Annotated in this window: 22 protein-coding genes; 12 read left to right on the top strand and 10 right to left on the bottom strand. The window is 56.5% G+C overall.

The annotated features are described in order from the left end of the window. Positions 1–107 precede the first annotated feature (107 nt). Positions 108–2,123 (top strand): AAA family ATPase, encoded by a 2,016-nt coding sequence (locus E4P01_RS21585; protein ID WP_216091442.1) that lies wholly within the window; start codon positions 108–110, stop codon positions 2,121–2,123. A gap of 85 nt (positions 2,124–2,208) precedes the next feature. Here E4P01_RS21585 and E4P01_RS21580 read toward each other — a convergent pair whose 3' ends face one another. Further along, a complete protein-coding gene (locus E4P01_RS21580; RefSeq protein ID WP_216091441.1) occupies positions 2,209–2,415 on the bottom strand; it encodes a hypothetical protein in 207 nt (68 codons plus the stop codon). Between the two features lie 760 nt (positions 2,416–3,175). Further along, positions 3,176–4,138 carry a LysR family transcriptional regulator gene (locus E4P01_RS21575; protein ID WP_005788061.1) on the bottom strand — a complete coding sequence of 321 codons (963 nt, stop codon included), beginning with the start codon at positions 4,136–4,138 and terminating at the stop codon, positions 3,176–3,178. A gap of 312 nt (positions 4,139–4,450) precedes the next feature. On the opposite strand from E4P01_RS21575, the gene E4P01_RS21570 reads away from it, so the two are divergent. The 6 genes from E4P01_RS21570 to E4P01_RS21545 all read left to right on the top strand — a co-directional run bounded on the left by E4P01_RS21570 (position 4,451) and on the right by E4P01_RS21545 (position 11,089). Further along, the gene (locus tag E4P01_RS21570) at positions 4,451–5,770 is read left to right on the top strand and encodes a serine hydrolase (protein WP_216091440.1); all 1,320 of its coding nucleotides are present in this window, start codon (positions 4,451–4,453) and stop codon (positions 5,768–5,770) included. Positions 5,771–6,073: 303 nt separating this feature from the next. Continuing rightward, positions 6,074–6,826, top strand: a complete 753-nt coding sequence (locus E4P01_RS21565) for an alpha/beta hydrolase (RefSeq protein WP_005788065.1) — start codon at positions 6,074–6,076, stop codon at positions 6,824–6,826. Between the two features lie 542 nt (positions 6,827–7,368). Beyond that, positions 7,369–8,307 carry a DUF481 domain-containing protein gene (locus E4P01_RS21560; protein ID WP_248130129.1) on the top strand — a complete coding sequence of 313 codons (939 nt, stop codon included), beginning with the start codon at positions 7,369–7,371 and terminating at the stop codon, positions 8,305–8,307. Positions 8,308–8,435: 128 nt separating this feature from the next. Beyond that, positions 8,436–9,416, top strand: a complete 981-nt coding sequence (locus E4P01_RS21555) for an MBL fold metallo-hydrolase (protein WP_216091438.1) — start codon at positions 8,436–8,438, stop codon at positions 9,414–9,416. Between the two features lie 586 nt (positions 9,417–10,002). Then, positions 10,003–10,728, top strand: a complete 726-nt coding sequence (locus tag E4P01_RS21550; RefSeq protein WP_248130128.1) for an META and DUF4377 domain-containing protein — start codon at positions 10,003–10,005, stop codon at positions 10,726–10,728. Between the two features lie 193 nt (positions 10,729–10,921). Further along, positions 10,922–11,089: a hypothetical protein gene (locus tag E4P01_RS21545; protein WP_216091436.1), complete on the top strand. Its 168-nt coding sequence runs from the start codon at positions 10,922–10,924 to the stop codon at positions 11,087–11,089. A 62-nt stretch (positions 11,090–11,151) separates the two neighbouring features. On the opposite strand, the gene E4P01_RS21540 is transcribed toward E4P01_RS21545, so the two are convergent. Further along, positions 11,152–11,397 (bottom strand): hypothetical protein, encoded by a 246-nt coding sequence (locus E4P01_RS21540; protein WP_032875609.1) that lies wholly within the window; start codon positions 11,395–11,397, stop codon positions 11,152–11,154. Positions 11,398–11,948: 551 nt separating this feature from the next. Here E4P01_RS21540 and E4P01_RS21535 point away from each other — a divergent pair. Then, positions 11,949–12,932 carry a GlxA family transcriptional regulator gene (locus tag E4P01_RS21535; protein WP_216092165.1) on the top strand — a complete coding sequence of 328 codons (984 nt, stop codon included), beginning with the start codon at positions 11,949–11,951 and terminating at the stop codon, positions 12,930–12,932. A 37-nt stretch (positions 12,933–12,969) separates the two neighbouring features. Beyond that, complete coding sequence (locus E4P01_RS21530; protein WP_078821293.1) at positions 12,970–13,917, top strand: ADP-ribosylglycohydrolase family protein; 948 nt, start codon at positions 12,970–12,972, stop codon at positions 13,915–13,917. Here E4P01_RS21530 and E4P01_RS21525 read toward each other — a convergent pair. Genes E4P01_RS21525 through E4P01_RS21505 form a run of 5 tightly spaced genes read right to left on the bottom strand, consistent with a single transcriptional unit; the run spans position 13,888 to position 20,316 of the window. Continuing rightward, complete coding sequence (locus E4P01_RS21525; protein WP_078821294.1) at positions 13,888–15,135, bottom strand: FAD-dependent oxidoreductase; 1,248 nt, start codon at positions 15,133–15,135, stop codon at positions 13,888–13,890. The two genes, E4P01_RS21530 and E4P01_RS21525, sit on opposite strands and share 30 nt — an antisense overlap. Before the next feature lie 2 nt (positions 15,136–15,137). Next, positions 15,138–16,709 carry an aldehyde dehydrogenase (NADP(+)) gene (locus E4P01_RS21520; RefSeq protein WP_248130127.1) on the bottom strand — a complete coding sequence of 524 codons (1,572 nt, stop codon included), beginning with the start codon at positions 16,707–16,709 and terminating at the stop codon, positions 15,138–15,140. A 60-nt stretch (positions 16,710–16,769) separates the two neighbouring features. Next, positions 16,770–17,717: a dihydrodipicolinate synthase family protein gene (locus E4P01_RS21515; RefSeq protein ID WP_032875598.1), complete on the bottom strand. Its 948-nt coding sequence runs from the start codon at positions 17,715–17,717 to the stop codon at positions 16,770–16,772. 35 nt (positions 17,718–17,752) lie between these two features. Next, on the bottom strand, positions 17,753–18,679 hold the full coding sequence (locus tag E4P01_RS21510; protein WP_216091434.1) for a 4-hydroxyproline epimerase: 927 nt from the start codon (positions 18,677–18,679) through the stop codon (positions 17,753–17,755). 11 nt (positions 18,680–18,690) lie between these two features. Then, positions 18,691–20,316: an APC family permease gene (locus E4P01_RS21505; protein WP_005788090.1), complete on the bottom strand. Its 1,626-nt coding sequence runs from the start codon at positions 20,314–20,316 to the stop codon at positions 18,691–18,693. Positions 20,317–20,502: 186 nt separating this feature from the next. Here E4P01_RS21505 and E4P01_RS21500 point away from each other — a divergent pair, with 186 nt between their 5' ends. Together E4P01_RS21500 and treS are read left to right on the top strand one after the other, a co-directional pair. Further along, positions 20,503–21,327 carry an AraC family transcriptional regulator gene (locus E4P01_RS21500; protein WP_216091433.1) on the top strand — a complete coding sequence of 275 codons (825 nt, stop codon included), beginning with the start codon at positions 20,503–20,505 and terminating at the stop codon, positions 21,325–21,327. 149 nt (positions 21,328–21,476) lie between these two features. Further along, positions 21,477–23,540 (top strand): maltose alpha-D-glucosyltransferase, encoded by a 2,064-nt coding sequence (treS, locus tag E4P01_RS21495; protein WP_216091432.1) that lies wholly within the window; start codon positions 21,477–21,479, stop codon positions 23,538–23,540. A gap of 65 nt (positions 23,541–23,605) precedes the next feature. Here treS and E4P01_RS21490 read toward each other — a convergent pair whose 3' ends face one another. Then, a complete protein-coding gene (locus E4P01_RS21490; protein WP_043047676.1) occupies positions 23,606–24,034 on the bottom strand; it encodes a glycine zipper domain-containing protein in 429 nt (142 codons plus the stop codon). Positions 24,035–24,262: 228 nt separating this feature from the next. Here E4P01_RS21490 and E4P01_RS21485 point away from each other — a divergent pair, with 228 nt between their 5' ends. After that, on the top strand, positions 24,263–24,721 hold the full coding sequence (locus E4P01_RS21485) for an Hsp20 family protein (RefSeq protein WP_078821298.1): 459 nt from the start codon (positions 24,263–24,265) through the stop codon (positions 24,719–24,721). A gap of 49 nt (positions 24,722–24,770) precedes the next feature. Here E4P01_RS21485 and E4P01_RS21480 read toward each other — a convergent pair whose 3' ends face one another. Next, the gene (locus E4P01_RS21480) at positions 24,771–25,667 is read right to left on the bottom strand and encodes a LysR family transcriptional regulator (protein ID WP_005788099.1); all 897 of its coding nucleotides are present in this window, start codon (positions 25,665–25,667) and stop codon (positions 24,771–24,773) included. Positions 25,668–25,696 lie beyond the last annotated feature (29 nt).

The raw sequence follows: 25,696 nt of genomic DNA, 5'->3' as shown, positions 1-25,696 counted from the left end.
TGGCTTTTTGGGCATCATGGCATGTAAAGTCACTATTAATAGCATATGGATTTTTTGCGAATATAGTTTCTATAAAGTTTTCGCAACTATTAGGTGAGGGATTATTAATGAAATTAGTACGTGCAAAAGTTGGCCCATTCAGATCTATAAATACCCCGCAGGAAGTTGAGATCGACCCCAGTATAACCGGTCTAGTTGGAATGAATGAGGCAGGGAAAACTGTTTTTCTTAAAGCATTACATAAAGCTAGAGATGCGTTAGAAAACGAAAAATTTGTTATGCAAGAGGACTATCCTCGTAAAGACTTAGCAGCATATCGTAAGCGCCATGAAAAAAATCCTGATCAAGCTGTAGTGCTTACGTACATGCTATCAGATGAGGAAGTTGAAGACGTTAACCAAAGCATAGGGACGGAAATTCCAAAAGGGTTCGAATTCAAAGTTTATCATATGTATGATGGTGAAATAAATATAGGAATAGAAGTAGATGAGACGCCAGTTCTAAGAAAGCTCAGCGAGGAAGAAGGGTTAAGTCCGGAGGCAGTAAAGGCTATTAAAAGCTCCAGCGCAATTAAGAAGGTGTTTGAGCTTCTCCAGAAGATCTCGTTGCCGACAGACTGTGAGGTTAATCTAGTTGAAAGGCTCAAAGTTAAGATAGATTTAGAAAAAAATTATAGTGGCTGGGATAATATAGCTGCATTAGAAGTGTGGGTGCACCTAAGCCAAAAAGTTCCGCAGTTTTTGTATTTTAGTGATTATGATCTGCTACCAGGCAAGCTCAATCTAAATGACCTTAAACGTCGACAGACGGCGGTTAGTGGTGGCTCCCCAAGTGATCAAAAACAGATCGAGCCTAAGCACCAAGCCATTCTAGCTTTGCTAAGGATGGCAGAAGTAGACCTGGATGATTTCTCTAATGGTCCTGGATATGATCAGCTTAAATCACAAATAGAATCAGTTTCTATCAGTCTAACAGATCGAGTTCTTGAGTTTTGGAAGCAAAATGAGGATATCGAAGTTGAAGTTGATATTCGACCTGATCCTTCAGACTCGGCGCCGTTCAATGAAGGTCCTAATTTATACTTGCGGATTAAAAATAAAAGACACAGAGGGGTTTCTACTTCCTTCGATCAGCGCAGTAGAGGGTTTATTTGGTTCTTTAGTTTTCTAGTGTGGTTTGACAGTATCCAATATCAGCTGGATCTGGTTGGGAAATCTTCGGGCAGAAAACAGATATTACTGCTTGATGAGCCAGCGCTGGCACTTCATGCGTTAGCGCAAAAAGATTTTTTGAAATATATTGATCAATTAGCTGAAGATCACCAGGTCTTATATACTACTCACTCACCATTCATGGTCCATGCGGATCGCTTGCATCAGATACGTGTGGTAGAGGATAGAGGGGATGAGGGGACTATTATATCATCAAATCTATCTGGATCTGACGCAAGAACTATTTTTCCTTTGCAGGCCGCACTTGGATGGAATATTGCGCAAAATCTATTTATTGCAAAGCATAACTTGCTCGTTGAAGGTGTTAGTGAGTTGGCACTTCTCCAAGCCATGTCAAAGGTTGTAGAGGATAATGGAGAGAAAGGTCTAAATGACTCCATTACAATTGTTCCAGTTGGTGGTCTAAATAATGTAGCAACCTTTGTCTCTTTGCTTGGCAGTAACGGGCTTAGCTTTGCTGTACTTCATGACTATAGTGGGAATCCAGAGCAAAAGTTGGATTTGATGATAAGCCAAAAACTACTATCAAAAAAATCAGTTTTTAATTTTTCCCAATTTAGAAACTGTGAAGCCTTGGGTGTAAATACTATTGCTTCAGATTTAGAGGATTTGATTGATCCTGACGTTTATCTGGAATATTTTAATATGGTGTTTCAAAAGGAGCTAGGTGGGGTTTTACTTGATGAGAAAAAAATTCCTGCGGGGGATCGGATTGTTCAGCGTGTCGAACGCTTTCTAAATGAGAACAAACTAAAAATGAGACCTTCTGGCGGATACAACCATTACTCAGTCGCCGCAAGTATTGCCATGACGCCAAATAAAAATTTTTCAGAAGATACGGTTAAGCGGTTTTCTGCGTTATTTAAAGCTGTAAACTCAGCTTTAAAGTAGAAATAAATGGCGATTCAATAAGCGTCTTCGCGTCATCCAGGTTTGCTGGTTGTGGGCCGCGGGCTGTAGATACCTGCACGATCAATCAGGGGGTATTGAGAACGGCCAAGGTTAGCTTGATGAACTCTTCGTTCCTGTCGATGGTGTCCAGTGCACCGCGCACGTTGTCGGCGATTTCGGTGCCGCCTTGCTGCTCAACCCAGGTCGTCAGTTCCATGATGGCCGCTTCAAGTGCGAGTTGGTTTTCGTTGATTTTGGACAGCAAGAAAGGGAGTAGGTCTGAGTTCGGCATGTCTGTTCCTCTGTGGAGCATAAAGAGTAGCAGCAGGTTTGCAACGGGGGGGGCATATTTGGTCGGCAGGAGACCGGGGAAGGGGGAACAGTTCCGAAACAAAAAAACACCCCTTGTGGGATGGGGCCTCCAGCCTGGTCACTACTGCTGAATAATGGAACTCCGTAAGCCCTCAAGGCCTCAGCTCGCTGGTGTTTAAATAGCGGTCTTGAAAACCGGTGAACGCGGGCGCCCAAAGGGGCGGCTCCATGTTTTAGGTAAATCGTTCTGTACTTGAGGGCTCGTTCTAGGGCATTGGGGGATCAAGGAGGCGCACAAAAGTAGTTCCGCAACTCAAAACGGCAAGCTTGGCCTGCCTGCGTTACAGCCTCTTGAGAGTAGCGGCGGTGCGGAATTTTTATCGTTTCAAGTTGTTGATTTATAGATAAATTATTGTGGATTGCAAATCCGCCTACGCCGGTTCGATTCCGACCTCGGCCTCCACTCTTAGAAACCCCGTAGATTAACGTCTACGGGGTTTTTTATTGCCTGTGATTTGAGAAGTGTTCCGCAACCCTACTCATTGTTGATCGCAATGAGGGGGCAGAACAATGCCAGGGGATGGTGTGGTTGGCCTTTTGCTCCAGCAGATTGATCCATGTCGAAAGCAGCCTCCAACTCCCCCCAGCCCTGCATACAACGGAGGGGAAAGAGAGAAAGTTCGGTTCTCATGCAGGCCAGCGCTTCGTTTGCTCAGATGGAACTCGACCGTAGTCTGAAGTTAGTCTGAGATGACCGCTGGCTGAGTTACGACAGGTCGGCGTCTTTCTGCCTCGTCGACGATCAGTGCGATGGTTTTTCTGGCGATGGGTGACAACGTGCGGCCGGCATGAAACACGATGGTTTCCGGGATATAGCGCAGATGTGTGGGGATCGCGGGCTGGATTTTTTGGATTAGATCAATCAGCACCCCACTCCCCAGATCAGGCGCTAGCCAAGATTGCCAAGTGAGCAGTAGGGCGTCGCTAGTCAGCGTGGCCTGACGCAGGCAGTTCAGCTCATTGCACACCAATGTCCACGGCAGCAGTGTCGTCGAGGGCATTCCGAACAGCGCCCGGGCGTGCACGTCGTCCGTGGTCACGGCAGCCCACGGGTAGGCGAGTAGCTGCTGATACGTCACTGGCTCGACCTGTCGAGCCAGTGGGTGCTCATGGCGACAGAAGATAGAGGCCGGTTGTGGCGGCAAACTCCGAACGTCAAAGCGTGGGTCCACCCCCTGTTCGACCCGCACGCTCGCTACGACAAACTCGATGTCTTCCCGTGCCAGTTGGTTGGCCAGGTGATGCCAGTAATTGACCTCAGGGGTCACCACCAGCTTGGGCGAACTCTTGCGCAAGGCCAGCAGCACGTTGGGAAGGGTGGTGTTGGCGGTCATCATGCCGACGCCGAAGTTGAGTTCACCTCCCTGCCCCCCGGCGATGTCGCTGGCCTCCGCGACCAGCTTGTCGGCGCACGCCAGCATCTCGCGTGCCCGAGCAATGAGCTGGTGACCGGCGAATGTCAGCGTCACTGAACGGGTGTCCCGATCAAACAGGCGTACCCTCAGGTCTTTTTCCAGCGACTGGATGCTACGGCTGAACGCCGTCTGCGAAAGATGGGCTCGCTCTGCGGCCCGGGAGAAGTGTAGTTCCTCTCCAAGCAAGACCAGGTGACGAATTCGCTTCAAGTCAATTAAGTCGCTCAATGCATCAATCACTCTTCATATTTGCATTGGACGGTTGTACCTCACTCCCAGAAACTTCGCCAGAGTTTGCGCTTGGTTGGCAGCCTGTCCGTTTGCGTTTCGATGTCCTGAAACGATGACGGCCGGCTCAACTTTAAAAAAGAGTGAGACCTTCTCGAAGATCTTCAAAGGCATTCACGATCTGCAATTGAGTACAGAGCTCCGTGGTGATCTTGCGGCCTTAGGCCTAATTGGTTGCCGTGAATGGAAAAGGCCTGCCGGCCACCCGATTGCGACGCAATCCGAGTAATCAAGCGTGCGAAGGAGACAAACATGCAAGTGAAAAAAGACGCTCTGCAAACCTTGCTGGGCAGCGCGACCCTGTCATGTTCCCAGGCTCAGGCTGACGTCCAGCCGCAGTTCCTCAGTGCCGACGCCAGCGATCCACAGGTCATAGGCTGGATGCAAGGTTCACCGCCGGCGCCGGAAAAGGTCGTGGGGTTCAGCAGCATCCTGCAGTTCCCGCAGACGCGCTGGTCGTTCTCGCATCTGCGCGAGCTGTTGCCAAGCGTGCAGGTCGCGCGTGGAAAGGGAGCAGCCAGCCCGTTACCTCGCGCCGAACGCGAAGACATCGACGCCCTGGTCTTCACTCCACTGGGCAGCGACCGCACTATGACCTGGGAACAGTCATTGAAGGCCAACTACACCGATGGGATCCTGGTACTGCACCGTGGGCAGGTGGTCTATGAACGCTACTTCGGCGCGTTGACTGATCAGGGCCAGCACATTGCGATGTCGGTCACCAAATCTTTTATCGGCACCTTGGGGGCGATGCTGGTCGAGGAAGGTAGTATCGACCCACAGGCGAAGGTCAGCCACTACGTTCTGGAGTTGAAGGACAGTGCATTTGGCGATGCCACGGTACGCCAGGTAATGGATATGACAGTCGGTGTTCGCTACTCGGAAGACTACGCCGACCCCAAAGCGGAAATCTGGGAGTACTTGCGAGCCGCCCATATGACGCCGCGGCCGGAGGGGTACGCCGGCGCTACCACGGTGACCGAATACCTGATGAAACTGCGCAAAGAGGGCGAGCACGGTCAGGCCTTTGCTTACAAGACGGTCAATACTGACGTTTTGTCTTGGGTGATCCAGCGCGCAACGGGGAAACCCATCGCGGTCAATCTACAAGAGCGCATCTGGAGCAAGCTGGGCGCCGAGCAGGACGCCTACTTGATCGTCGATGAAGTGGGTACCGCGTTTACCGGTGGCGGTTTCAACACCTCGTTGCGCGACTTGGCCCGTTTCAGCGAGATGATGCGCCTGGGCGGCAAGTTTAACGGCCAGCAGATCGTGCCCAAGAGCGTGATCGCGGATATTCGCGGGGGCGCCAGCCAGCAAGACTTCGCGAAGGCGGGCTATGAGCTACTGCCAAACTGGAGTTATCGCGACATGTGGTGGGTGTCCCACGACACTCATGGCGTCTACTCGGCGCGTGGGCTTCACGGACAAAGCATGTATATCGACCCCAAGGCGAAAATGGTCATTGTGCGTTATGCCTCGCATCCCCTGGCTCGCAGTTTGAACTTCGATCCGACTACCTTGCCCGCCTATCGAGCGGTGGCCAATCACTTGATGGCCAACTCACTATAGTGCGATGAAAAGCGGTAATAGCAGGCATTGGAGAGTGGGCGGCAGTGTTCCGCGATGTACCGTTCGCCAATGCTGACTCGTTGATCAGCGCAGGTCTGAACGATTACTTATTTAACTTTTATATTTATACTGGGTGATACTGTGGGCTCGCTAACTAATCCTCAAAAGCCTAGTTTTAGAAGTCGCGCACTGATAGCCTATCTTTTGTTGATCAGGCGAAAATCAGTTTATGGCTCCTTGGACAAAGTGCTCAAGAGTTTTCGAAAATCACGAGAGCAGGGTCCTGCAAGACCAACTATTAAAATGCACAAAAAAATCTCTATCGAACTCCAGATAGTTGATGGTATCGAAGTCTACAGGCTAGCCCCTAAAAATGACCAAGCAAACTCAAAACATATTTTCTATCTTCATGGTGGTGCTTACGTTTGGCCTATCACATTTTTGCACTGGCGCTTCCTTCAAACGTTAGTCGAAAGATATGGCTATATTATCATAGTGCCGCTTTATCCTCTTGCACCAGAGACTAAATGTAAAATCGTTATTTTTCGCATGTTGTCTATATATAAGCTTGCTTGCTTTAACGCTCGATGTCACGCAATGAATGTAATGGGCGATTCAGCTGGCGGCGGCCTTGCAGTTGCCCTCTGCTACGCGTTGACGGACATCGGATGTATTCAACCTACAAAACTAGTATTGATCTGCCCATGGATGGATGTCACTTTGAGTAACGAGTTGATATCAAGAACGGAGAAGTCAGATCCAATGCTCTGCGCGAGAGGTTTAAGAGCGGCCGGCATGATGTATGCGGGAGGTCTCGGCACGGACCACGACTACGTAAGCCCGATTAACGGAGATCCAGAAAATCTACCTCCGATCCTTATTTTCGCTGGCACGCGCGACATTGCTCACCACGATGCAATCAATTTCTCTGAGAAAACGTTGGCACTCGGAGGTGAGGTTCAGTTGCATATAGGGCGAGGAATGATTCACGTATGGCCAATCTTCCCGATACCTGAAGCGAAACAAGCCATGGATAAAATAGCTTGTTTCCTTTAGCGTTAGTGCGAATGCCAACTGTCGGTTAAATTTGGCGTTCATGCAGGAGGTGGGAAAGTACACGTGAAAAAGTTCATTTTATCGCGGCGTGAGTTTGGCGCTTTAATGGCGCCCGTGTAGATCGGGTTTTCACCAATCGCTGTACAGCTTCCACATGGAATACCTTATAAGATGATGACTATTCATCGTGCATCGCCGGCACCAATTTGGCAGCAATCAAAGAACGCACAGGCATTGTTCGCGTTGCCGATAAGCTTGCCTTTGAGATGCAAAGAGTGAGCGCTTTTAATAAATATCCCCCTGGCTAAATAGCTTTATTTAGACACTAAGATCTCGCGGCTAACGACGGCATTGAAATTGCGATGCTGACTTCATGCTGCAGAGCGAACGGAGGGCGGTTCTTCGTAACGTAAAGCACGGTAATTGTAATATATGGTAGGTATCCCAAGCGCGGTAGGTTCGTCATGCGATTAGCGGCGGTGATGTTGTCGTGCTATGTCTGCGTGAGCGTTCTTTCACCATGCGCATCTGCGGACAATGTAATGCTGAAAAATGGTGACCATATCAGCGGAGACATTATTTTGATGGAGGGCGCAAATCTTGTTCTAAGTACGAGTTACGGAGGCGATATAACGATCAGTAAGGATCAGATTCAGACTTTGGAAAGCAAGCAGCCGCTCATGGTAAGGCAAGTGGGCCAGTTGCAAGGATCGGTTGAATCGATTCGGGCCGGTCCGCGAGGTAATGTGCAGCCTGCTGTAGGCGTTGGTTTGAATTTCGTCGACCTTAATAATATCGATCAGATTATGAAACCCCAACCCAACCTCAAGGCTGCAATCTGGAAGGGGAATATTGACCTTGCGCTTCATGCTGAAAAGGTTAAGACAGAGAAGGATAATGTTAACCTGGCAGCACAAACAAGTTTTGTCAGTGGCCCTTGGCGCCATAGCGCGATTGCTCACGTCCGCGAAGACGACGATGAGGTTGCAAGTACGGCAAACTGGAGTGCCGAGTACTCTGTGATTCGTTTCCTCACCGATAGATGGCTTTGGGAAGGCGGCTTGAGTTACAAAAAAGACCAGATCGAAAACCTACAAACTAGGCGAAAAATTGGCACCGGTCCCGGCTACCAATTCTGGGACGATCAATTAGGCAATCTTACCGTTGTTGCACTGCTAAATCGTATGCGATTCGGGTACTCAGGCGGTGGCAGTAATACGTTTTACTTCACATCTGCCCGCTGGGACTTCAAACGATATCTAGTCGGAAGAAAGTTTGAATTTTTCACATCGGGTGAGCTGGGAAGGCCGCTCAGTGATATAGCATACTATGCTTATGACTCTGAGCTAGGTTTGCGCTACAGCGTCACAGAATGGGCTTCCTTAAATTTGAAGTACGAACACGCGGTAGTCGCGGGTAAGTCCGATAATAGCAACTTGGACAGTGCTAGATATACAGCCGGTTTTGGTGTGAACTGGTGATGTATATTTTGGCTGCATCCACGATGCTGAGGCCGGGCGTACTATTTCCTAGCGGCTTAGATACAAAAATTTAGATCCGCCTATGCAGGCGAGCGATGCCTGTCCATTTCAATATCGGGAGATGAAGCGTGAGTCGTAGCAAAAAAATGTTGGGCTGTGCATTTGTTATTGCAGTGGTGGCAGGGGCGCTCTGGGGGGCATGGAAATTTTCATCACCCTCGGTTCAACCCTTTGCTTCGCTAAGACCGCAAGGCGGTCAAGGATCTCCGGACTTGACGGTGCGTTTTCTGGGGGCTGGCACATTGAGCTTCGATGATGGGGAGACAGCAATCATGGAGGACGGTTTTTTCTCACGGCCCAGTATTTTTTCGGTGCTACTGACGCCTATACAGCCTAATGAGCAGCGCATCGATGCGAGTTTGCGCAGCGCTGGCATTTCCAAGCTTGCAGCGATATTCGTCGCGCACTCGCATTACGACCATGTCCTGGACAGTGGCTTGGTGGCTCTCAAAACAGGCGCTACCGTATTGGGTACAAAATCGACTGCCAACGCCGTTCTGGGTGCCGGATTACCTCCTGAGCGTATCAAGGTGATCAAAGACGGAGATTCTTTTTTGTTTGGTCAATTTCAAATCAAAGCCTTCGAGACCCCGCATTCACCACATCCCACCTCCCCAGGCTTCATAGATCATCCGCTGCACACCCCTGTCCCGGAGGGGGATTTCAAAGTTGGCGAAAACTTCTCATACCTGATCACTCATGGCAGCCGCCGTCTTCTGGTGATCGCCAGTGGTAATTACAGTCCAGGCAAGTTCAAGGATGTCAGGGCAGATGTGGTGTTTCTCGGCATCGGAACTTTAGGTAAACAAACCCCGGAGTTTGTCGCTCAATATTGGCAAGAGACGGTTGTCCAGACGGGCGCTAAAATCGTGATCCCGATCCATTGGGATAATTTTTTTGAGCCCTTGGACCAACCGTTGACCGCTATGCCGCGCATACTGGACGCTTTCGATCAGAGCATGGCCATGTTGCTCCCCCTGGCACAACGGGACGCTGTGAAGGTGCAACTGCCTGTCGCTTTCGCCCCTATCGATCTAGATGCCCGGTAGACATCGAATAGGCCCGCCACACGGTTGGCCTACGGAAGCCACCGCCAAATTATGAGAACGCAAGGACCTAATTTTCCTGGAGAAATACGGGGGCGTCCAAAAAATAGCCCTATGTGCTCGCCCTTGTGTCGGTTGCAGGCAGCAGTAATCAGCCGATGCCGAGTTGTGGGAGAAACCCGGCGCCAGTCACCAGGATGTTGTTGCGTCCATGTTGGCGTGTGGTGAAAAGAATGGCTCCGGCGTTGATCCCAAGGCCAGCTTCCAAGAGATGGCCCAGCGATTTGTATGTATGAAGCGTGCGGGCTATACCCGGCGTGACGGTTTTGACATCTGTGCATTGCACCCCAAGGAGCCGTTGAAGGCCTGTGAGTCGGCGCAATGAGGCCACGGATTTTTATTGCCTGTGATTTGGCAGCGCTTCCAGCGCCCTTATTCAGTGCGTATGGTGGCAAGCGCAGGACTATGTCCGTACTTATCAAAGCTGACCGAGACAACCATGAAACAGAACATTCTTCTTGCAGCCGTTTGCGCTGTACTGATCCAGGGCTGTACCTCCACCTCCAAAAGCCATGAGGACTCGCCCTCCATGCTCACGACTACCTCGGCTGCTGTAGCCCAGCCAGCTTTACCTGCCTATTACTGGAACCTGGTTTCGGCCAATGATGCTTCGGGTAAACCACTCGTCGCTCTGAACAAAGGCATCGAGCGCAAGCTGCGCGTTTCCTTCGGTGACAAGAATCTGAATATCAGCGGTGGCTGCAACGGCCAGTTCGGCGGCTATCAGTATCAGGATGGGGTGTTGAAAGTGCAGTCACTGGCTTCAACGCTTATGGCTTGCGACAAGAGCCTGATGGACCTTGACGCAGAGGTCGCTCGACTGTTCAAGGGCGACCTGCGCGCCGTCATCACCGGCGACAACACGGCGCCGATGCTGCAACTGACTACCGCCAACGGCTCGGTGCTCAAGCTGCAGGGCGAGGCTACGCCGCAGACGCGTTACGGGAGCAAGGGTGAGGTCAAATTCCTGGAGGTGGCCGCCAAGACCGTCAAGTGCAGTCACCCGATGATTCCTGACTATCAGTGCCTTCAAGTGCGCGAGCGACGCTATGACGACGCCGGCCTGCAACTTGCGACCCAGGATGCGTGGCATCCGCTGTATCAGTCTATCGAAGGCTTCGAGCATCATGACGGCGTGCGCACTGTACTGCGGGTCAAGCAATACGAATGGAAGAATCCGCCCGCAGACGCGCCTTCGAAGGTCTACGTACTGGATATGGTGGTCGAGCAGGACGCTTCCGGGACTAGTCAGTAACCGAGACCTAAAGCCGGTGACGTTCGGGAAAATGGCCGGTTTTCGACGAGTGACAGGTCTAGATCAACGGTTCCAGCTCGGTTGGGGTTGTCACGTGTGTGTTTGCCAACTACCCTGAAAATGTTTGAATTATTACAAATAATTTCGGTTTGGCTTTTTTCGGTCAAACGACTTCAGGATGAGGGACGAAAAAATGTTTTCACACGAAGGCACCGCAATAGAGCTGTTGACCCTGGTTTTCGCCGTGACGGGCGTGCTGTTGATTGCCTGGTTTATTCACCATCAATACGAGCTCAGGTCACGCAAGCGTGTAAAAAAACAACAAGGTGGTAATCAGCAGCCTTCCGCTCAAAACCGCTGATTGAGCATAAATCCGGGCCAGCCATTCGCGCCGGTTTTAGTTCGATGCTCCGAGGCTCGGCGTCAGCCACTGGCCTCGGATCTATTGATTCTCTGGGCCTTGACTTCACTTGCGTAGGCTTCAAGCCTTTGCTGCTGAGCTGTGAGTAGCGCGCAGACTTTCGTTAACGTCGCTACGTTATTGGATGCGCCGCCAGCTGCCAATGCCGTCAGTTGCACCACCGACCAGCCGATAACCGCGCTGGCGTCTTCAAGGTCGTAGAACAGTTCCTGTTGCGCTGTCCTGGGGCCGTCGAGGTCGTCTATCAAAAGCGTGCACTCTGTGTGGGGTAAAAAGCTTAAGCGTTTACGACAGGGTAGTCATACCGGTGCACAAGGGAAATTACAGACAAAGAAAAGCCCGCGATGGGGGGCGGGCTAAAGGGGATGTTTTCAGGAGCTGTAGGCACAATAGGCGCACGTCTGTGAAAGCTTTGTGAAACGCGCTCCTGAATTGAAATGCGTCTACACCGGCGAAATAGTCGCCAGCATCCCGATACCAATGGTCAGCACCAAAAAGCCGAACAGGAAAATTGCCATCTTGGTCATAAGGCCTCCGAAGGGAAGGGGGGACGACAGGAATGTCGGGATGGGGCTATTGTCCGCCTGGAGCGGTTTTCAATACAGGCGCAGATAGAAAAGAAAAAACCGTATCAGATTGCCCGTTAGCGCCTGCGCCGGGGCTTTTCAAGCCAACAGTTTTTATAAAGATCAGCGCCGCCCCTGAGACAGCCACCGCATTTGCCCCTAAGATAGCGCCCACTGCATCAACAATAAGAGTGGGTCCACCCTCGATGGAAAGACGCCAGTTCAGCGGTGGCATGCAAGGCAAGAACCTGCGCTACCTCAACGATCCCTCCCGGCAAGCAGCGTTGGTGACCCGCGTCGGTTTCCTGCTACTTGAACACTTCTCTCTGCCCGCTTTCACCCAGACCCTGGACACGCTGGTGACCGCCAATCTGTTGCGCCCCGAGCTATTTGCTTCGCGCACCTTCGGTTGGGGTGAAGGCGAAGTCATCAGTGACCTGGGCCTGGTCATCCGCCCCGATGCCAGCCTGGAACCTGCGGTCTTGCCGGACTTGGACCTGCTGGTCATTTGCGGGGGCTTTCGCACCGAACTCAAGGCCTGCGAACCCTTTATCCAGCTGTTGCGCAGCGCGGCCGAGGCGGGTGTCAGCCTGGCGGGTTTGTGGAACGGTTCGTGGTTTCTCGGTCGCGCCGGCCTGTTGCAGGGCTATTGCTGCGCCATTCACCCCGAGCACCGTCCGGCGCTGGCGGAAGTATCCAAAGGCGCCCAGGTCACCAGCGAGCCCTATGTGATCGACCGTGATCGCCTCACTGCGTCCAGCCCCTCCGGTGCTTTCCACATGGCGCTGGACTGGATCAAGAGCCTGCATGGCAAAGCATTGGTCGAAGGTATCGAAGATATCCTGGCGTTCGAAGAGTCGCGCTATCGCCGTATCAAACCCACCGAAAACGTCTGTGTCAGCGCACCGCTGCGTGAAGTGGTGAAGTTGATGGACGCCAACCTCGAAGAACCCCTGGAACTCGACCAACTCGCCGTCTATGCCGGTCGCTCCCGCCGCCAACTGGAGCGCCTGTTCAAGGAGCAACTGGGAACTACGCCACAACGCTACTACATGGAACTGCGTGTGACCGAAGCGCGGCGCCTGTTGCAGCATACGGAGCTGTCACAGGTGGATGTGCTGGTGGCTTGCGGGTTTGTCTCGCCGAGCCATTTCAGCAAGTGCTACAGCGCGTATTTCGGATATCGCCCCTCCAAGGAGAAGCGGTTGGTCAGGTAACGTGGCAGGAGTTGAAGCGCCTTCTGAAGGAATGTAAATGGTCATAACGCTTATGGATCGTTATCGCGGCAGCTTGCTTGGGCTGGCGTGCGGCGACGCAGTAGGAACCACGGTTGAATTCATGCCCCGCGGCAGCTTTTCTCCCGTCACAGATATGCTTGGAGGCGGGCCGTTCAATCTCAAGCCTGGCCAATGGACGGACGACACGTCCATGGCGCTGTGTCTGGCCGAAAGCTTGTTGCACAAGGGCGGCTTCGATGCGAACGACCAGATGGGACGTTATCTGAATTGGTGGAAGTGCGGGTATCTGAGCTCTACCGGTGAGTGTTTCGATATCGGGATGACGATTCGCGATGCGTTGGCGATGTTTCAGCAAACTGGCGACGGTTTTTCGGGCTCAACGAATCCCTATTCCGCCGGTAATGGATCAATGATGCGCCTTGCGCCTGTGGTGTTGTTCTATTTCCCAGACTTGGAGAACATCCGCCGTTTCACTGCGCAAAGCTCACGCACAACCCATGCTGCCCAGGAAGCCATCGAGTGTTGCCAACTGCTGGCAGAAGCCATCGGTAACGCACTGAGCGGTGTTTCGAAAGGTGAAGTGCTGAGCTTCTCAAACACCTCTTTGTCAGCTCCAAAGGTCACGGCTATCGCACGCGGCGAATACCGCGATAAAACGCACACCGAAATCGTCGGCTCAGGTTACGCGGTGGCTTCCCTGGAGGCCGCATTCTGGTGCTTCGATCACACTGCCAGTTTCGCTGAGGCTGTGCTTGCTGCCGCAAATCTGGGGGATGACGCTGACACCACCGCCGCAATCGTAGGTCAATTGGCAGGTGCATATTATGGTGTGCACGCTATCCCTATCGGTTGGCTGGACAAGCTATGGATGCACGATGAAATCCAAGACACCGCTGATGCCTTATACAGTGCCTCGCTCATGCAGCGACAAGGCTTAGAACCGCTCCAATCGATAGGGCCGTAACTCAGCCACCCGCTCTCCCGTCGCGAGTTGCCCAACCCTTTCGGCGGTCACCGCCGCCTGTGTCAGCCCCAAATGCTGGTGCCCGAACGCAAGCAGTACTTTGCCGTCGCACACCCGGTCGATGATCGGCAGCGAGTCGGGCAGGGACGGCCGAAACCCCATCCACGGCGTGGCGCCACGGTCGCTGAGGTCGTGACGAAACAGTCCTTTGCTCAAGCGATGCAGCTGCCAGGCCCGTTGCATATTGGCCGGGCGGTCGAGGCCGGCGAATTCGACTGTGCCGGCCAGGCGCAAACCGCCGGACATGGGGGTCATGATGAACTTGCGCTCCAGCGAGGTGACGGCAAAGGGCAGGCGCTGATGCTCGTGGGGCAGCATCAGGTGATAACCGCGCTCGGTGTCCAGCGGCACCTGTTTGCCGGTCAGTGCGGCGGTGAGTTTGGCCGAGTGCGCACCGCAGGCGATGAGTACTTGGCGCGCTGTCAGTACACCTTGGTCGGTCATCAATGAAACGCCGTTGCCCTCCAGGCGTCCATCCAACACGCGCTGCTTCAGAAATTGCACACCCTCGGCCTTGGCCGCGTTCACCAGTTCGCCCACCACGGTGTACGGGTCGAGAAAGTGCCCGGTAGTGGGGAAGAACAATCCGCCTTGTATCGCGTCGCTCAGTTGTGGCGCGGCCTTGCGCACCGCATCGCCGCTCCAGAAGTTCACCGCTACGCCTTGCTGAGTCATGCGCTGCTGCAACGCATCGATGGCAGCGCGGGATTCGGCGCGCTCAAACACCAGCAGTGAACCGTCTTCACGCAACAAATGCGCTTGCCCAATGGAGTGCAGCAAGCGCTGCCACGCACCCAGGCTGCCTTCGTTCAATGCACGCAGGCCGGCCACGGTGCGCTGGTAGCTTGCCGGTCGCAGATTCAACAATAGGCGAATAAACCAGGGCAGGGCGCGGGGCAGGTAGGTCCAGTCCAGGCGCAGTGGGCCCATGGGGTCCAGCAGCATGGCCGGCAAGCGCTTGAGGATCGACAGGTCAGCAATGGGAAATACCTGCTCTGTCGCCAGGTGACCGGCATTGCCGTAGGAGGCGCCCATGCCCGGCGCCTGCGTGTCGACCACCAGCACTTGGCGGCCCTGGCGCGCCAGCTGCAAGGCACAGGCGACGCCGATGATGCCGGCGCCGACCACCACAATGTCTGCTTGATTGGGCTGAGCCATGGCTACGCCTCTCTCTGGCCGTCAAGCAGGCGCCGCAGCCCTAGCGGGTTGTCGTGCCCGAGCGCAGCGGGCAGCAGCGCATCCGGGAAATCCTGATAGCACACCGGCCGCAGGAACCTTTGGATCGCCGCCGTGCCCACCGAGGTGCTGCGCGCATCCGAGGTCGCCGGGAACGGCCCGCCATGCACCATCGCATCGCAGACTTCCACGCCGGTCGGCCAGCCGTTGACCAACAGGCGCCCGGCCTTGCGTTCCAGTACCGGCAGCAGTGCGCGGGCCTGTAGCAGATCCAGGTCATCCATATGCAAGGTCGCGGTGAGTTGACCTTCCAGGTGTTCGGATACCCGTCGCACTTGCTCGGCATCGCCGCATTCCACCACCAGCGAGGCGGCGCCGAAGACCTCGGCCTGCAGGTGTTCGTTGCTCAGGAATGCCTGGGCCTGAGTTACGAACAGATGGACCTGGCCTTGATTCGGCCCAGCTCCCGCCAGGCCCTTGGCGGCGACTTGGGCGTGCCGGGACAATGCACTCACGCCGGTTTCGTAGGCGCTGAAAATGCCCGGGGTGAGCATGGTCTGCGCCGGGCAACGTGCAAGCAGATCACTGGCGACCTTGATAAATCGGTCCAGGGCGCTGCCTTTCACGGCGATTACCAAGCCAGGGTTGGTGCAGAACTGGCCGGCACCTTGGGTCAGTGACGCGACGAAACCTTCGGCCAATGCCTCGGCCCGTGCTTCAAGCGCGGCAGGAAACAGGTACACAGGGTTGATCGAACTCATTTCCGCATACACCGGGATCGGCTCCGGGCGTGCCTGGGCAGCCTGGCACAGCGCGACACCACCACTGCGCGAACCGGTAAAGCCTACGGCCTTGATGCGCGGGTCGGTCACCAGTGCGATACCCAGCTCGTTACCCGCGCCATAGAGCAGTGAAAATACCCCTTCGGGCAAACCACACTGTTTGACCGCCTGGGCAACGGCGCGGCCCACCAGTTCGCTGGTGCCGGGGTGGGCGCTGTGGGCCTTGACCACCACCGGGCAACCGGCTGCCAGTGCCGACGCGGTATCGCCGCCCGCCACGGAGAAGGCCAGGGGAAAGTTGCTTGCCCCAAACACTGCGACCGGGCCCAGGGCGATATGTCGCTGGCGCAGGTCGGCGCGGGGCAGCGGTTGGCGCTGGGGTTGCGCGGTATCGACTCGTACGTCGAGCCATTCACCCAGGCGTACAGTGCGGGCAAAGGCGCGCAGTTGCCCGCAGGTACGACCGCGTTCACCTTGAATGCGTGCGCGGGGCAGGCCGGTTTCGGCGCTGGCGCGTTCGATCAATTCATCGCCCAGGGCTTCGATGTTATCGGCAATGGTTTCAAGAAACCCGGCGCGGTCTGCCAAGGTGGTTTCGCGGTAAGTATCGAACGCGGCCCATGCCAGTGCGCAGGCCTGCTCGACCTGCTCGCCATCGCCGCCGGCATAGGCGGGTTCCAGTGGCGTGTCGGTGGCGGGGTTGATAGCGCGGATCGCATCGCGATGGCCGCAAAGGGATTGCTGACCAATCAGCATCTTGCCTGTCAGAGTCATTGGGCATCCTGAAAAACAGAGGGGTGTTGTAGGAGCGAGCAAGCTCGCTCCTACAGAAAATCAAGCGACGTTCTGTTCCGCCGACCAGTTGGCATACCACTGGCGGAACAGCGCGTACTGCTGCTCGGCATAGCGGCGCTGGGCAGCGCTGAGCACATCGGTTTCGTTGAAGTGCAGGGCGTACTCCTGGTCACCGTTGAGCACCATCAGGTGCTTGTAATACAGCACCAGGTCGCAGCCTTCGTCGAACGACGACAGCACCGCCAGCGCGGCTTCCAGCTCGCGCGCCTGGCGACGGGCCTTGGCATCGCCCTTGGCGGCTTTTTTGCTCAGGGCCACCAGTTGCAGGACTTCCCGTGGCAGCGCGTTGCCGATGCCGGTGATCGCGCCGGTGGCGTTGCAGTTGACGAAACCGTGCACCACCTGGGTGTCGACACCGACCATCAGGGTCACGTCATCGTCCTGGGAGGTGATGTTTTCTGCGGCGTAGCGCAGGTCGGCAGCGCCGCCGAACTCCTTGAAGCCGATCAGGTTCGGGTGCTCGCGGCGCAGTTCGAAGAACAGATCGGCGCGGGTGGCGAAGCCGTAGTAGGGACTGTTGTAGATCACCGCCGGCAGGTTGGGCGCAGCGTTGAGGATCGCCGCGAAGTGGGCCTTTTGCGCGGTGACCGAAGCCCCACGGGACAGCACGCGGGGAATCACCATCAAGCCATGGGCGCCGACCTTGGCGGCATGGGCCGCGTGGGCCACCGCCTCACGGCTGTTCACCGCGCCGGTGCCGACGATGGTCGGCACGCCGGCCGCGACCAGACGCGCCACGCCTTCCTGACGCTGAGCCTCGGTGAGCAGCGGCCAATCGCCCATGGATCCGCAATACACCACCGCACTCATGCCGATATCAATCAGCTCGCGGCCTTTGGCGACCAGTGCGTCAAAGTCCGGTTGGCGCTCGGCGGTGCAGGGGGTCATCAGGGCGGGCATGCAGCCGGTGAAGATGTTGTCGCTCATGGTGCTAACTCCATTCAGGTTAATAAATAAAAGGCTCAGATGCCCCAGGCAAACGGGTCCTGCTCGTCGATCAGCAAGGTGCTGTCGGCAGTCATGTACGCGCGGCCGGTGATGAAGGGACGCACGCGTTCGCCGTCCCATTCATAGCGGCCCTGGAACTGACTGCCGGTGATGCTGGCTTGTACCCAGGTCTGCCCCGCAGCGAGTTTTCCATCGGCGGCCAGGCACGCGAGCTTGGCGCTGGTGCCGGTGCCGCAGGGGGAGCGGTCATAGGCTTTGCCGGGGCACATCACGAAGTTGCGGCTGTCGGCGTGGGCGTCGTCGGCGAACAGTTCGACATGGTCGATCAACGCGCCGTCTGCGCCGTGAATACCTTGGGCCTCAAGGGCCTTGAGCATCGCCCAGGTGTAGTCGGTCAAGACGTCAACGTTGCTCATCTGCAGGGCCTGGCCGTGGTCCGACACCAGAAAAAACCAATTGCCGCCCCAGGCAATGTCGCCCAGCACCACGCCATACCCAGGCACCTGCACCGGTACCTGCTGGCGGGAGCGGTAGGCGGGCACGTTGCGCAGGGTTACGCCACCGTCTTCGTGCAGCGTGGCTGCCACCGGGCCTACCGGGGTGTCGATGGTGTGGACACCTGGCGCGATAAGGCCGAGGTAATGCAGGGAGGCGACCAGGCCGATAGTGCCGTGGCCGCACATGCCGAGGTAGCCGGCATTGTTGAAGAAAATCACTCCACAGGTGGCGCCCGGCGTGACCGGCGCGCAGTACAGTGCACCGACCAGCACATCGTTGCCCCGTGGCTCCAGCAGGCAGGCGCGACGCCATTGATCGTGATGAGTGCGCAGATCTTCAAGCTGCTCGGCGACGGTTGTGCCTGCCAAGGCCGGGAAGCCGTTCATGATCAGGCGCGTGGGTTCGCCACCGGTGTGGGAATCGATTACATGCAGTCGCTTCATGGAAGGTTCCATCAGTGAGTGGCCGCCGAGAGGGGAGTGTCGTAGTGGCTGTCAGTGACCGCTTCGCTTTCATCGTCTTCGGTCTCCAGGCGCACCAGGTGGGCCGGCACACCGGTGGCGGCGCCCCAGTAGTAGATGCCCAGGGCGCAGGCCGCTACGACCAGCGTGTCAAACGGGTGGCTGATCACGCCGATACCGCCAAAGCTGCCGAGCTTGGAGAGCAAAATGGTCACGGCGTAGAAGCCGATCAACCAGGCCGAGGAGCGTACTTGCTGCTTGAGATTGAGGTGCGCGGTCGGTACCCAGCGTGCACACAGCAGGTACACCACAAACATCAGGATTTGCAGGCCCAACAGCCATGACACCGTGTTCCAGCCTGACCAGTACACGATCAGCGCGGCGATGATGAATGACAGCGGGCCCAATACCGCCATGCCCTTGACCCGGAACGGCCGCGCCATGTCCGGTGCATTGCGGCGCAGAGCGGCGACGGTCACCGGGGCCACGGCGTAGCTCAGGATCAACGCGGCGGATACCACGTTGATCAGCGCTTCCCAGGAAGGGAACGGCAGGGTCCAGAACACCGACAGGCCAAAGGTCAGCCACAGCGCCGGGCGCGGGATGCCGGACTTTTCATCGATGCGCGTGAAGATCTTGAAAAAGGTGCCGGTCTGCGCCCAGCCATACACCACGCGCGGGGTGGCATTCATGTAGATATTCCCGCATCCGCTGGGGGAGATCACCGCATCGGCCACCACCAGATAAGCCAGCCAACCTACACCCAGCGCCAGAGCGATATCGCGATACGGCAGGGCCAGCTCCTTGCTGATGCCGGCCCAGCCATTGGCGAGCATTTCGGTGGGCACACCGCCGAGGAACGCGGTTTGCAGCAGCACATAGATGGCAGTCGACAACAGTACGGAGAGGATCAACGCGATGGGAATGGTGCGCTGCGGGTTTTTGACTTCGCTGGCCACCGAAATGATCGGCGTCAGCCCCAGGTAAGCGAAGATCACCCCGCCTGCCGACACCGCCATCTCAATGCCCGAGAGGCCGAACGGTGCAAAACCATGCATCTGGAAGTTCGCCGGTTTGAAGAAGGTGAACAGCACGCCGATCACCAGCAACGGCACGATGAACTTGAACACGCTCACCAGGTTATTGGCGATGGCGAACGTCTTGACGCTGCGGTAGTTGAGGATAAAGAACAGGCATAGCAGCGCGAACTGCACCAGCCAGCCCAGGGTGGTCGGGTCGCTGGAACCAGCCTTGGTCAACTCCGGAAACCACGCTGCGGCGTATTGGCGCGAGGCAACCACTTCAATCGCCACCAGGCTGGAAAACGCGATCAGCGTAATAAAGCCCATCAGGTAGCCCAGCAACGGGCCATGGGAGTACACCGGGTAACGCACTACGCCACCGGCGCGGGGCAGGGCGGCGCCGAGTTCGCAATAGACAATGCCCAGCAACAGCACGGCGAACCCACCCAGCAACCAGGAAAAAATCCCCGCCGGGCCGGCGATGGCCGACACATGACTGGCGGCGAATAACCAACCCGAACCGAAGATGGCTCCCAGCCCGATAAAGGTGAGGTCCATCAGTGACAACTGTTTCTTGAACTTGCCTTGGCCTGACATAGCGGCGCCTTCTTGTGAGTTATTGGATAGGCATGCAGTGGCGCTATCGTGAACCCGCCAGCCCGGCGGCGATTGATGTTTTACGTGGGGATGAATGACGAATTCAGCACAATTTCCCGCACTCGACAGCGCCCGGCACATGGCGCAATCTGCTGGCCGTCGATCAATAAAAGGGCGGTGAAAGTCATGTTGCACAGCGCGTTTGCGAGCCTTCTCCACGGCAGCCGCCCCGACAGCATCGAGCAGCTATTGAACGGGGTAGAGCAGTTATTACCGATGTTCGACGTGCTGCCCAACGCCGCGATTTTTATCAAGGACATCGACGCCCGCTACGTGCTCGCCAACCGCACCCTGGTGCAGCGCTGCGGCCTGAGGCAGTTGCAACCGCTGCTGGGCAAGACCAGCGCCGAGGTGTTCCCTGCGCAACTGGGGCCGGGCTATACCGAGCAGGATCGGCGTGTGCTCGAACGGGGGCAGGTGTTGGAAGACCAGCTTGAATTACACCTCTACGGCACCCGCGAACCCGGCTGGTGCCTCACGCACAAATGGCCGCTGTACAACCGGCTCGGTGCAATCATTGGCTTGGCCGGGATTTCGGTAGACCTGCAATCGGCCAGCGAAACCCATCCGGCTTATCAACGCCTGGCGGCGGTGGATGAACACATCCGCACCCACTTCAACCGCCGCGTCACCTTGGGTGAGTTGACCCGTATCGCCGGGATTTCCGTGGCGCAGCTGGAGCGTTACTGCAAGCGTGTTTTCCACCTGACACCCCGGCAGATGATCCAGAAGGTACGCCTGGAACATGCCCGGCGGTTGTTGCATAGCGAGCTGCCGATTACCGAGGTGGCGCTGCAATGCGGGTACACCGACCACAGCGCGTTTACCCGCCAGTTCAAGGCATCGACCGGGTTCACCCCCAGGCAGTATCGGCAGACAACGCCAAGAGACAAGACAGACGAAAATCCAGTGTGGGAGGGGCGGTGCGACGATTCGACTTGCTCCCGATAGCTGTGGGTCAGATAAACATATGCTGACTGACACACCGCTATCCACATTTTAGATTGCTGCCGGCCCTGGCTCTATTTCAATGCAACGAATGGCGCGCAGGCCCCTCATATGCTTACGAGTAACCTTTAACGACCACAGGTACCGAGCTTATGACCGCGGCGAACAACGATCATGTGAACTGGCTGGTGCAACAATCGATGCTGCACGCGGCGCGGCAGCGAGCCAAGCTCTACTCCGGGCAAGGGCGCTTGTGGCAGCAGCCCTACGCGCATACCCGGCCGCGTGATGCGTCAGCCTTGTCGTCAGTGTGGTTCACCGCCTACCCGGCGTCGATTGTCACCCGCGAAGGCGGCACGGTGCTCGAAGCGCTGGGGGATGAAACCCTCTGGCATGCCTTGTCGAAAATTGGCATTCAAGGCATTCACAACGGCCCATTGAAAAAGTCCGGTGGCTTGGCTGGCACCGAACATACCCCGACCATCGACGGCAATTTCGACCGCATCAGCTTCGACATCGACCCGCAACTGGGCACCGAGGCGCAGTTGCAGGCGTTGACGCGCATGGCCGCCGCGCACAATGCGGTGATCATCGACGATGTAATCCCATCCCACACCGGCAAGGGCGCGGATTTTCGCTTGGCGGAGATGGCCTACGAGGACTACCCCGGGCTGTACCACATGGTGGAAATCCGTGAGGAAGATTGGCCGTTGCTGCCGGACGTGGTCGAGGGCCGTGATGCACAGAACCTCAGCCCGGTGCAGGTGGACGCACTGCGCGACAAGCACTACATCGTTGGCCAGTTGCAGCGGGTGATCTTCTTCGAACCCGGGGTAAAGGAAACCGACTGGAGCGCCACGCCAGAGGTGGTCGGCGTGGATGGCAAACCACGGCGATGGGTGTACCTGCATTACTTCAAGGAAGGCCAGCCGTCGCTCAATTGGCTGGACCCCTCGTTCGCCGCGCAGCAGATGATCATCGGTGATGCGTTGCACGCCATTGATGTGATGGGCGCGAAGATCCTGCGCCTGGACGCCAACGGTTTTCTCGGCGTGGAGCGCAAGCTGGACGGTACCGCCTGGTCGGAAAGCCATCCGCTGTCGATCACCGGCAACCAGTTGCTCGGCGGCGCAATTCGCAAGGCCGGTGGTTTCAGCTTCCAGGAACTCAACCTGACTGTGGATGACATTGCCTCCATGTCCCACGGCGGCGCCGACCTGTCATACGACTTCATCACCCGGCCAGCCTACCAGCACGCGTTGCTGATGGGCGACACTGAATTCCTGCGCCTGATGCTGCGCCAGATGCACACGTTGGGCATCGACCCGGGTTCGTTGATCCACGCGCTGCAGAACCACGACGAACTGACTCTGGAGTTGGTGCACTTCTGGACGCTGCACGCCCATGACACCTTCCTGTTCCAGGGCCAGACCTTTCCCGGCAACATCCTGCGCGAGCATATCCGCGAGCAGATGTACGAACGACTGACCGGTGAACATGCGCCGTACAACCTCAAGTTCGTCACCAATGGCGTGTCCTGCACCACGGTCAGCATCATCACTGCTGCCCTGGGCATTCGTGACCTTGAGGCGATTACCGCTGCGGATATCCAGCAGATTCGCCAGATCCATTTGCTGCTGGTGATGTATAACGCCATGCAGCCTGGGGTGTTCGCGTTATCCGGCTGGGACCTGGTGGGCGCGCTGCCGTTGGCGGCCGAAGACGTGGCGCACCTGATGGCCGATGGTGATACCCGCTGGATACATCGCGGCGCTTACGATCTGGTCGACCTGAACCCCGAGGCCGAGCTGTCGGCCGGGCAGATGCCGCGCTCCAAAAGCCTGTACGGCAGCCTGAACCACCAGTTGCAGGACCCGGACTCATTCGCTTCGCAATTGCAGAAAATCCTCAGCGTACGCCGCGCCTACGACATCGCCGCGAGCCGTCAGATCCTGATACCGGATGTCGAGCATCCGGGGTTGCTGGTCATGGTTCACGAACTGCCGGCGGGCAAGGGGACGCAGATTACTGCGCTGAACTTTGGTGCCACGCCGATCACCGAATCCCTGCACCTGCCTAACATCGCACCGGGGCCGGTGGTGGATATCATCAATGAGCGCGTGGAAGGCGATTTGACAGAGGAGGGCACGTTCACGATTACGCTGGATGCCTATGAAGGGCTGGCGTTGCGGGTAGTGAGCAGCACGCCGATGTAAATGGATATTGGCCCGACGTAGGAGCGAGCTTGCTCGCTCCTACACCTGGCATTATGGCAAGCCGATCAATGATGCTTATTCTTGTGCTTATGCTTGTTGCCTTTGTGCTTGGCGCCGCCTGAGCGATGATTGCTTTCGTCGTCGGCCAGGTTATTGCCCAGCGCGCCTCCGGCTGCACCACCGACGCCTGCGCCGATGGTCGAACCGGTGGTGCCGCCCAGGCGATTGCCAATCACCGACCCGCCTGCCGAGCCCAAACCGCCGCCAATCGCCGCTTCGGTTTTATTGCCCTTTTGCGCGCCGACCGCGCCACCCGCTGCGCCACCCACACCTGCGCCGATGGCCGCACCGGTGGACCCGCCGAGCTGTTGGCCTACCACATTGCCCAACGCGCCGCCGACACCGCCGCCCAGTGCGGCAGTGCCATCTCCGGCGGCCAGGGCCCCTTGGGAAATCAAGATGCCCAATGCCAGGGCAGGGAATGTCATTTTCATTTTTTTGTACCTCAAGGGCTGTCTCAGGCGCTCACGGGTTAAAGCACGCCTGGCATTCAGATTAGAGCACATGCGGTATCACTGCGGTTTTTGCGATAGTCATTGGCGCAAGAAAAAATTTCTTGCAGCCCTCTTGAATTCCGTTTCCTCGTCCATAAATTTTTGATCACGCGATGCCGAATGCGGGTCGCGTACTAAATCACTTGGAGAAACTCAGGAGATTTTAAAATGGCTACTACCCTTTCGTTGGCCCCACTGTTCCGTCAATCGGTGGGCTTTGACCGCTTCAATGACCTGTTCGAGTCGGCGCTGCGTAGCGAGGCTCCGAATTCCTATCCGCCTCATAACGTGGAAAAGCACGGTGACGACGCGTACCGCATTGTCATCGCCGTCGCTGGCCTGACCGAGGAGGATCTGGATATCCAGGTCGAAAGGGGCGTCTTGACGGTTTCCGGCGGTAAACGCGAAACCGACGATAAGGTCGCTTACCTGCACCAAGGCATTGCTCAACGTGCCTTCCGGTTGTCGTTCCGCCTGGCGGACCACATCGAAGTGCGCGGCGCAGCCCTGACCAATGGTTTGCTGAGCATCGACCTGCAGCGCGAGGTGCCTGAAGAGGCCAAGCCCAAACGCATCACGATTGGTGGCGAAACCAGGCCTGAACTGCGTCAGGTAAGTGTGCAGTAAAGCAAACGGCGGTAAAAAGGCGCTCTACGGAGCGCCTTTTTTGTGGGCGTTAACCCTCGCCCTTGATCGCAAACAACTTCCTGGCTTCGGCAAAACACTTCTCGGCAATGGCCGAGCGTGGTTCGGTCTTGCGCATCACCATGCCCAGGGGCGCGAGGACGCTGGCGTCCGGCAGGTTGATGAACGCCAGGTTCTCGATCGGGCTTTCCAGGCCGCTGTCCAACGGCATGATCGCGCAGCAGAAGCCTTCGTGGATCGCCTGAAACAGTTGATAGGTGGAATCGCTTTCGAGGATGGGCTGCGGATCCAGGCCACGGCTGCGGAAACTCAGGTCGATGGATTTGCGGTAGTGCATACCGTTACTGATCATCCCCAGTGGCAGTTCGGCGGCGTCTTCCCAGCTCATTTGGGTGCCTTCGAAATGGAAGTGGCGGGTGTCGTAGAGCAGCCCGACACGGGTCTCGCCCATTTCGAAAAAATCCAGATAGTTGGGATTGACGTGGTCCAGGTAGCACACACCCAGGTCCAGCTGGTTGGTGCCCAGCGCTTCGATGATCCTGTCCGAACTCATGGATGTGAGGCTGAACTTCAGTTCCGGGAAGGTGTGGGACAAGTCCTGAATGAAACGGATCGGGTTGAAGCCGCTCAGGGGCACCAGGCCCAGGCGCAGGTTACCGACCAGTTGACCACGGCATGCGGCGGCTTCGGCAAACAGGCCGTCATGGGCGGCGAGCAGCGTCCTCGCCCAGGCCAGCACACGCTCGCCGGCCTCGGTGAAACCTTCGAAGCGCTGGCCGCGGGTGACCAGCTCCAGGCCAAGCTCATCTTCCAGGTTGCGCAGGCGCATCGACAGGGTCGGCTGGGTGATATGGCAGCGTGCGGCAGCCTGGCCGAAGTGCCGGGTCTGCTCCAGCGCGATCAGGAATTTGAGTTGCTTTATGTCCATTAATGCACCTGCCTGGGAATAAGTGAAAA

The sequence above is a fragment of the Pseudomonas sp. NCIMB 10586 genome (genome assembly GCF_023127895.1).
Taxonomy (GTDB): domain Bacteria; phylum Pseudomonadota; class Gammaproteobacteria; order Pseudomonadales; family Pseudomonadaceae; genus Aquipseudomonas; species Aquipseudomonas synxantha_A.
This window is presented reverse-complemented; position numbering and strand designations above follow the sequence as displayed.

Coding starts and splice junctions, on each gene's coding strand:
- E4P01_RS21515 (WP_032875598.1), bottom strand. CDS start 17,717: ATGAGCGACAACATCTTCACCGGCTGCATGCCCGCCCTGATGACCCCC.
- E4P01_RS21505 (WP_005788090.1), bottom strand. CDS start 20,316: ATGTCAGGCCAAGGCAAGTTCAAGAAACAGTTGTCACTGATGGACCTC.
- E4P01_RS21500 (WP_216091433.1), top strand. CDS start 20,503: ATGTTGCACAGCGCGTTTGCGAGCCTTCTCCACGGCAGCCGCCCCGAC.
- E4P01_RS21550 (WP_248130128.1), top strand. CDS start 10,003: ATGCTCACGACTACCTCGGCTGCTGTAGCCCAGCCAGCTTTACCTGCC.
- E4P01_RS21480 (WP_005788099.1), bottom strand. CDS start 25,667: ATGGACATAAAGCAACTCAAATTCCTGATCGCGCTGGAGCAGACCCGG.
- E4P01_RS21490 (WP_043047676.1), bottom strand. CDS start 24,034: ATGAAAATGACATTCCCTGCCCTGGCATTGGGCATCTTGATTTCCCAA.
- E4P01_RS21485 (WP_078821298.1), top strand. CDS start 24,263: ATGGCTACTACCCTTTCGTTGGCCCCACTGTTCCGTCAATCGGTGGGC.
- E4P01_RS21580 (WP_216091441.1), bottom strand. CDS start 2,415: ATGCCGAACTCAGACCTACTCCCTTTCTTGCTGTCCAAAATCAACGAA.
- E4P01_RS21510 (WP_216091434.1), bottom strand. CDS start 18,679: ATGAAGCGACTGCATGTAATCGATTCCCACACCGGTGGCGAACCCACG.
- E4P01_RS21520 (WP_248130127.1), bottom strand. CDS start 16,709: ATGACTCTGACAGGCAAGATGCTGATTGGTCAGCAATCCCTTTGCGGC.
- E4P01_RS21525 (WP_078821294.1), bottom strand. CDS start 15,135: ATGGCTCAGCCCAATCAAGCAGACATTGTGGTGGTCGGCGCCGGCATC.
- E4P01_RS21535 (WP_216092165.1), top strand. CDS start 11,949: ATGCAAGGCAAGAACCTGCGCTACCTCAACGATCCCTCCCGGCAAGCA.
- E4P01_RS21565 (WP_005788065.1), top strand. CDS start 6,074: ATGCACAAAAAAATCTCTATCGAACTCCAGATAGTTGATGGTATCGAA.
- E4P01_RS21585 (WP_216091442.1), top strand. CDS start 108: ATGAAATTAGTACGTGCAAAAGTTGGCCCATTCAGATCTATAAATACC.
- E4P01_RS21570 (WP_216091440.1), top strand. CDS start 4,451: ATGCAAGTGAAAAAAGACGCTCTGCAAACCTTGCTGGGCAGCGCGACC.
- E4P01_RS21560 (WP_248130129.1), top strand. CDS start 7,369: ATGCTGAAAAATGGTGACCATATCAGCGGAGACATTATTTTGATGGAG.
- E4P01_RS21530 (WP_078821293.1), top strand. CDS start 12,970: ATGGTCATAACGCTTATGGATCGTTATCGCGGCAGCTTGCTTGGGCTG.
- treS (WP_216091432.1), top strand. CDS start 21,477: ATGACCGCGGCGAACAACGATCATGTGAACTGGCTGGTGCAACAATCG.
- E4P01_RS21545 (WP_216091436.1), top strand. CDS start 10,922: ATGTTTTCACACGAAGGCACCGCAATAGAGCTGTTGACCCTGGTTTTC.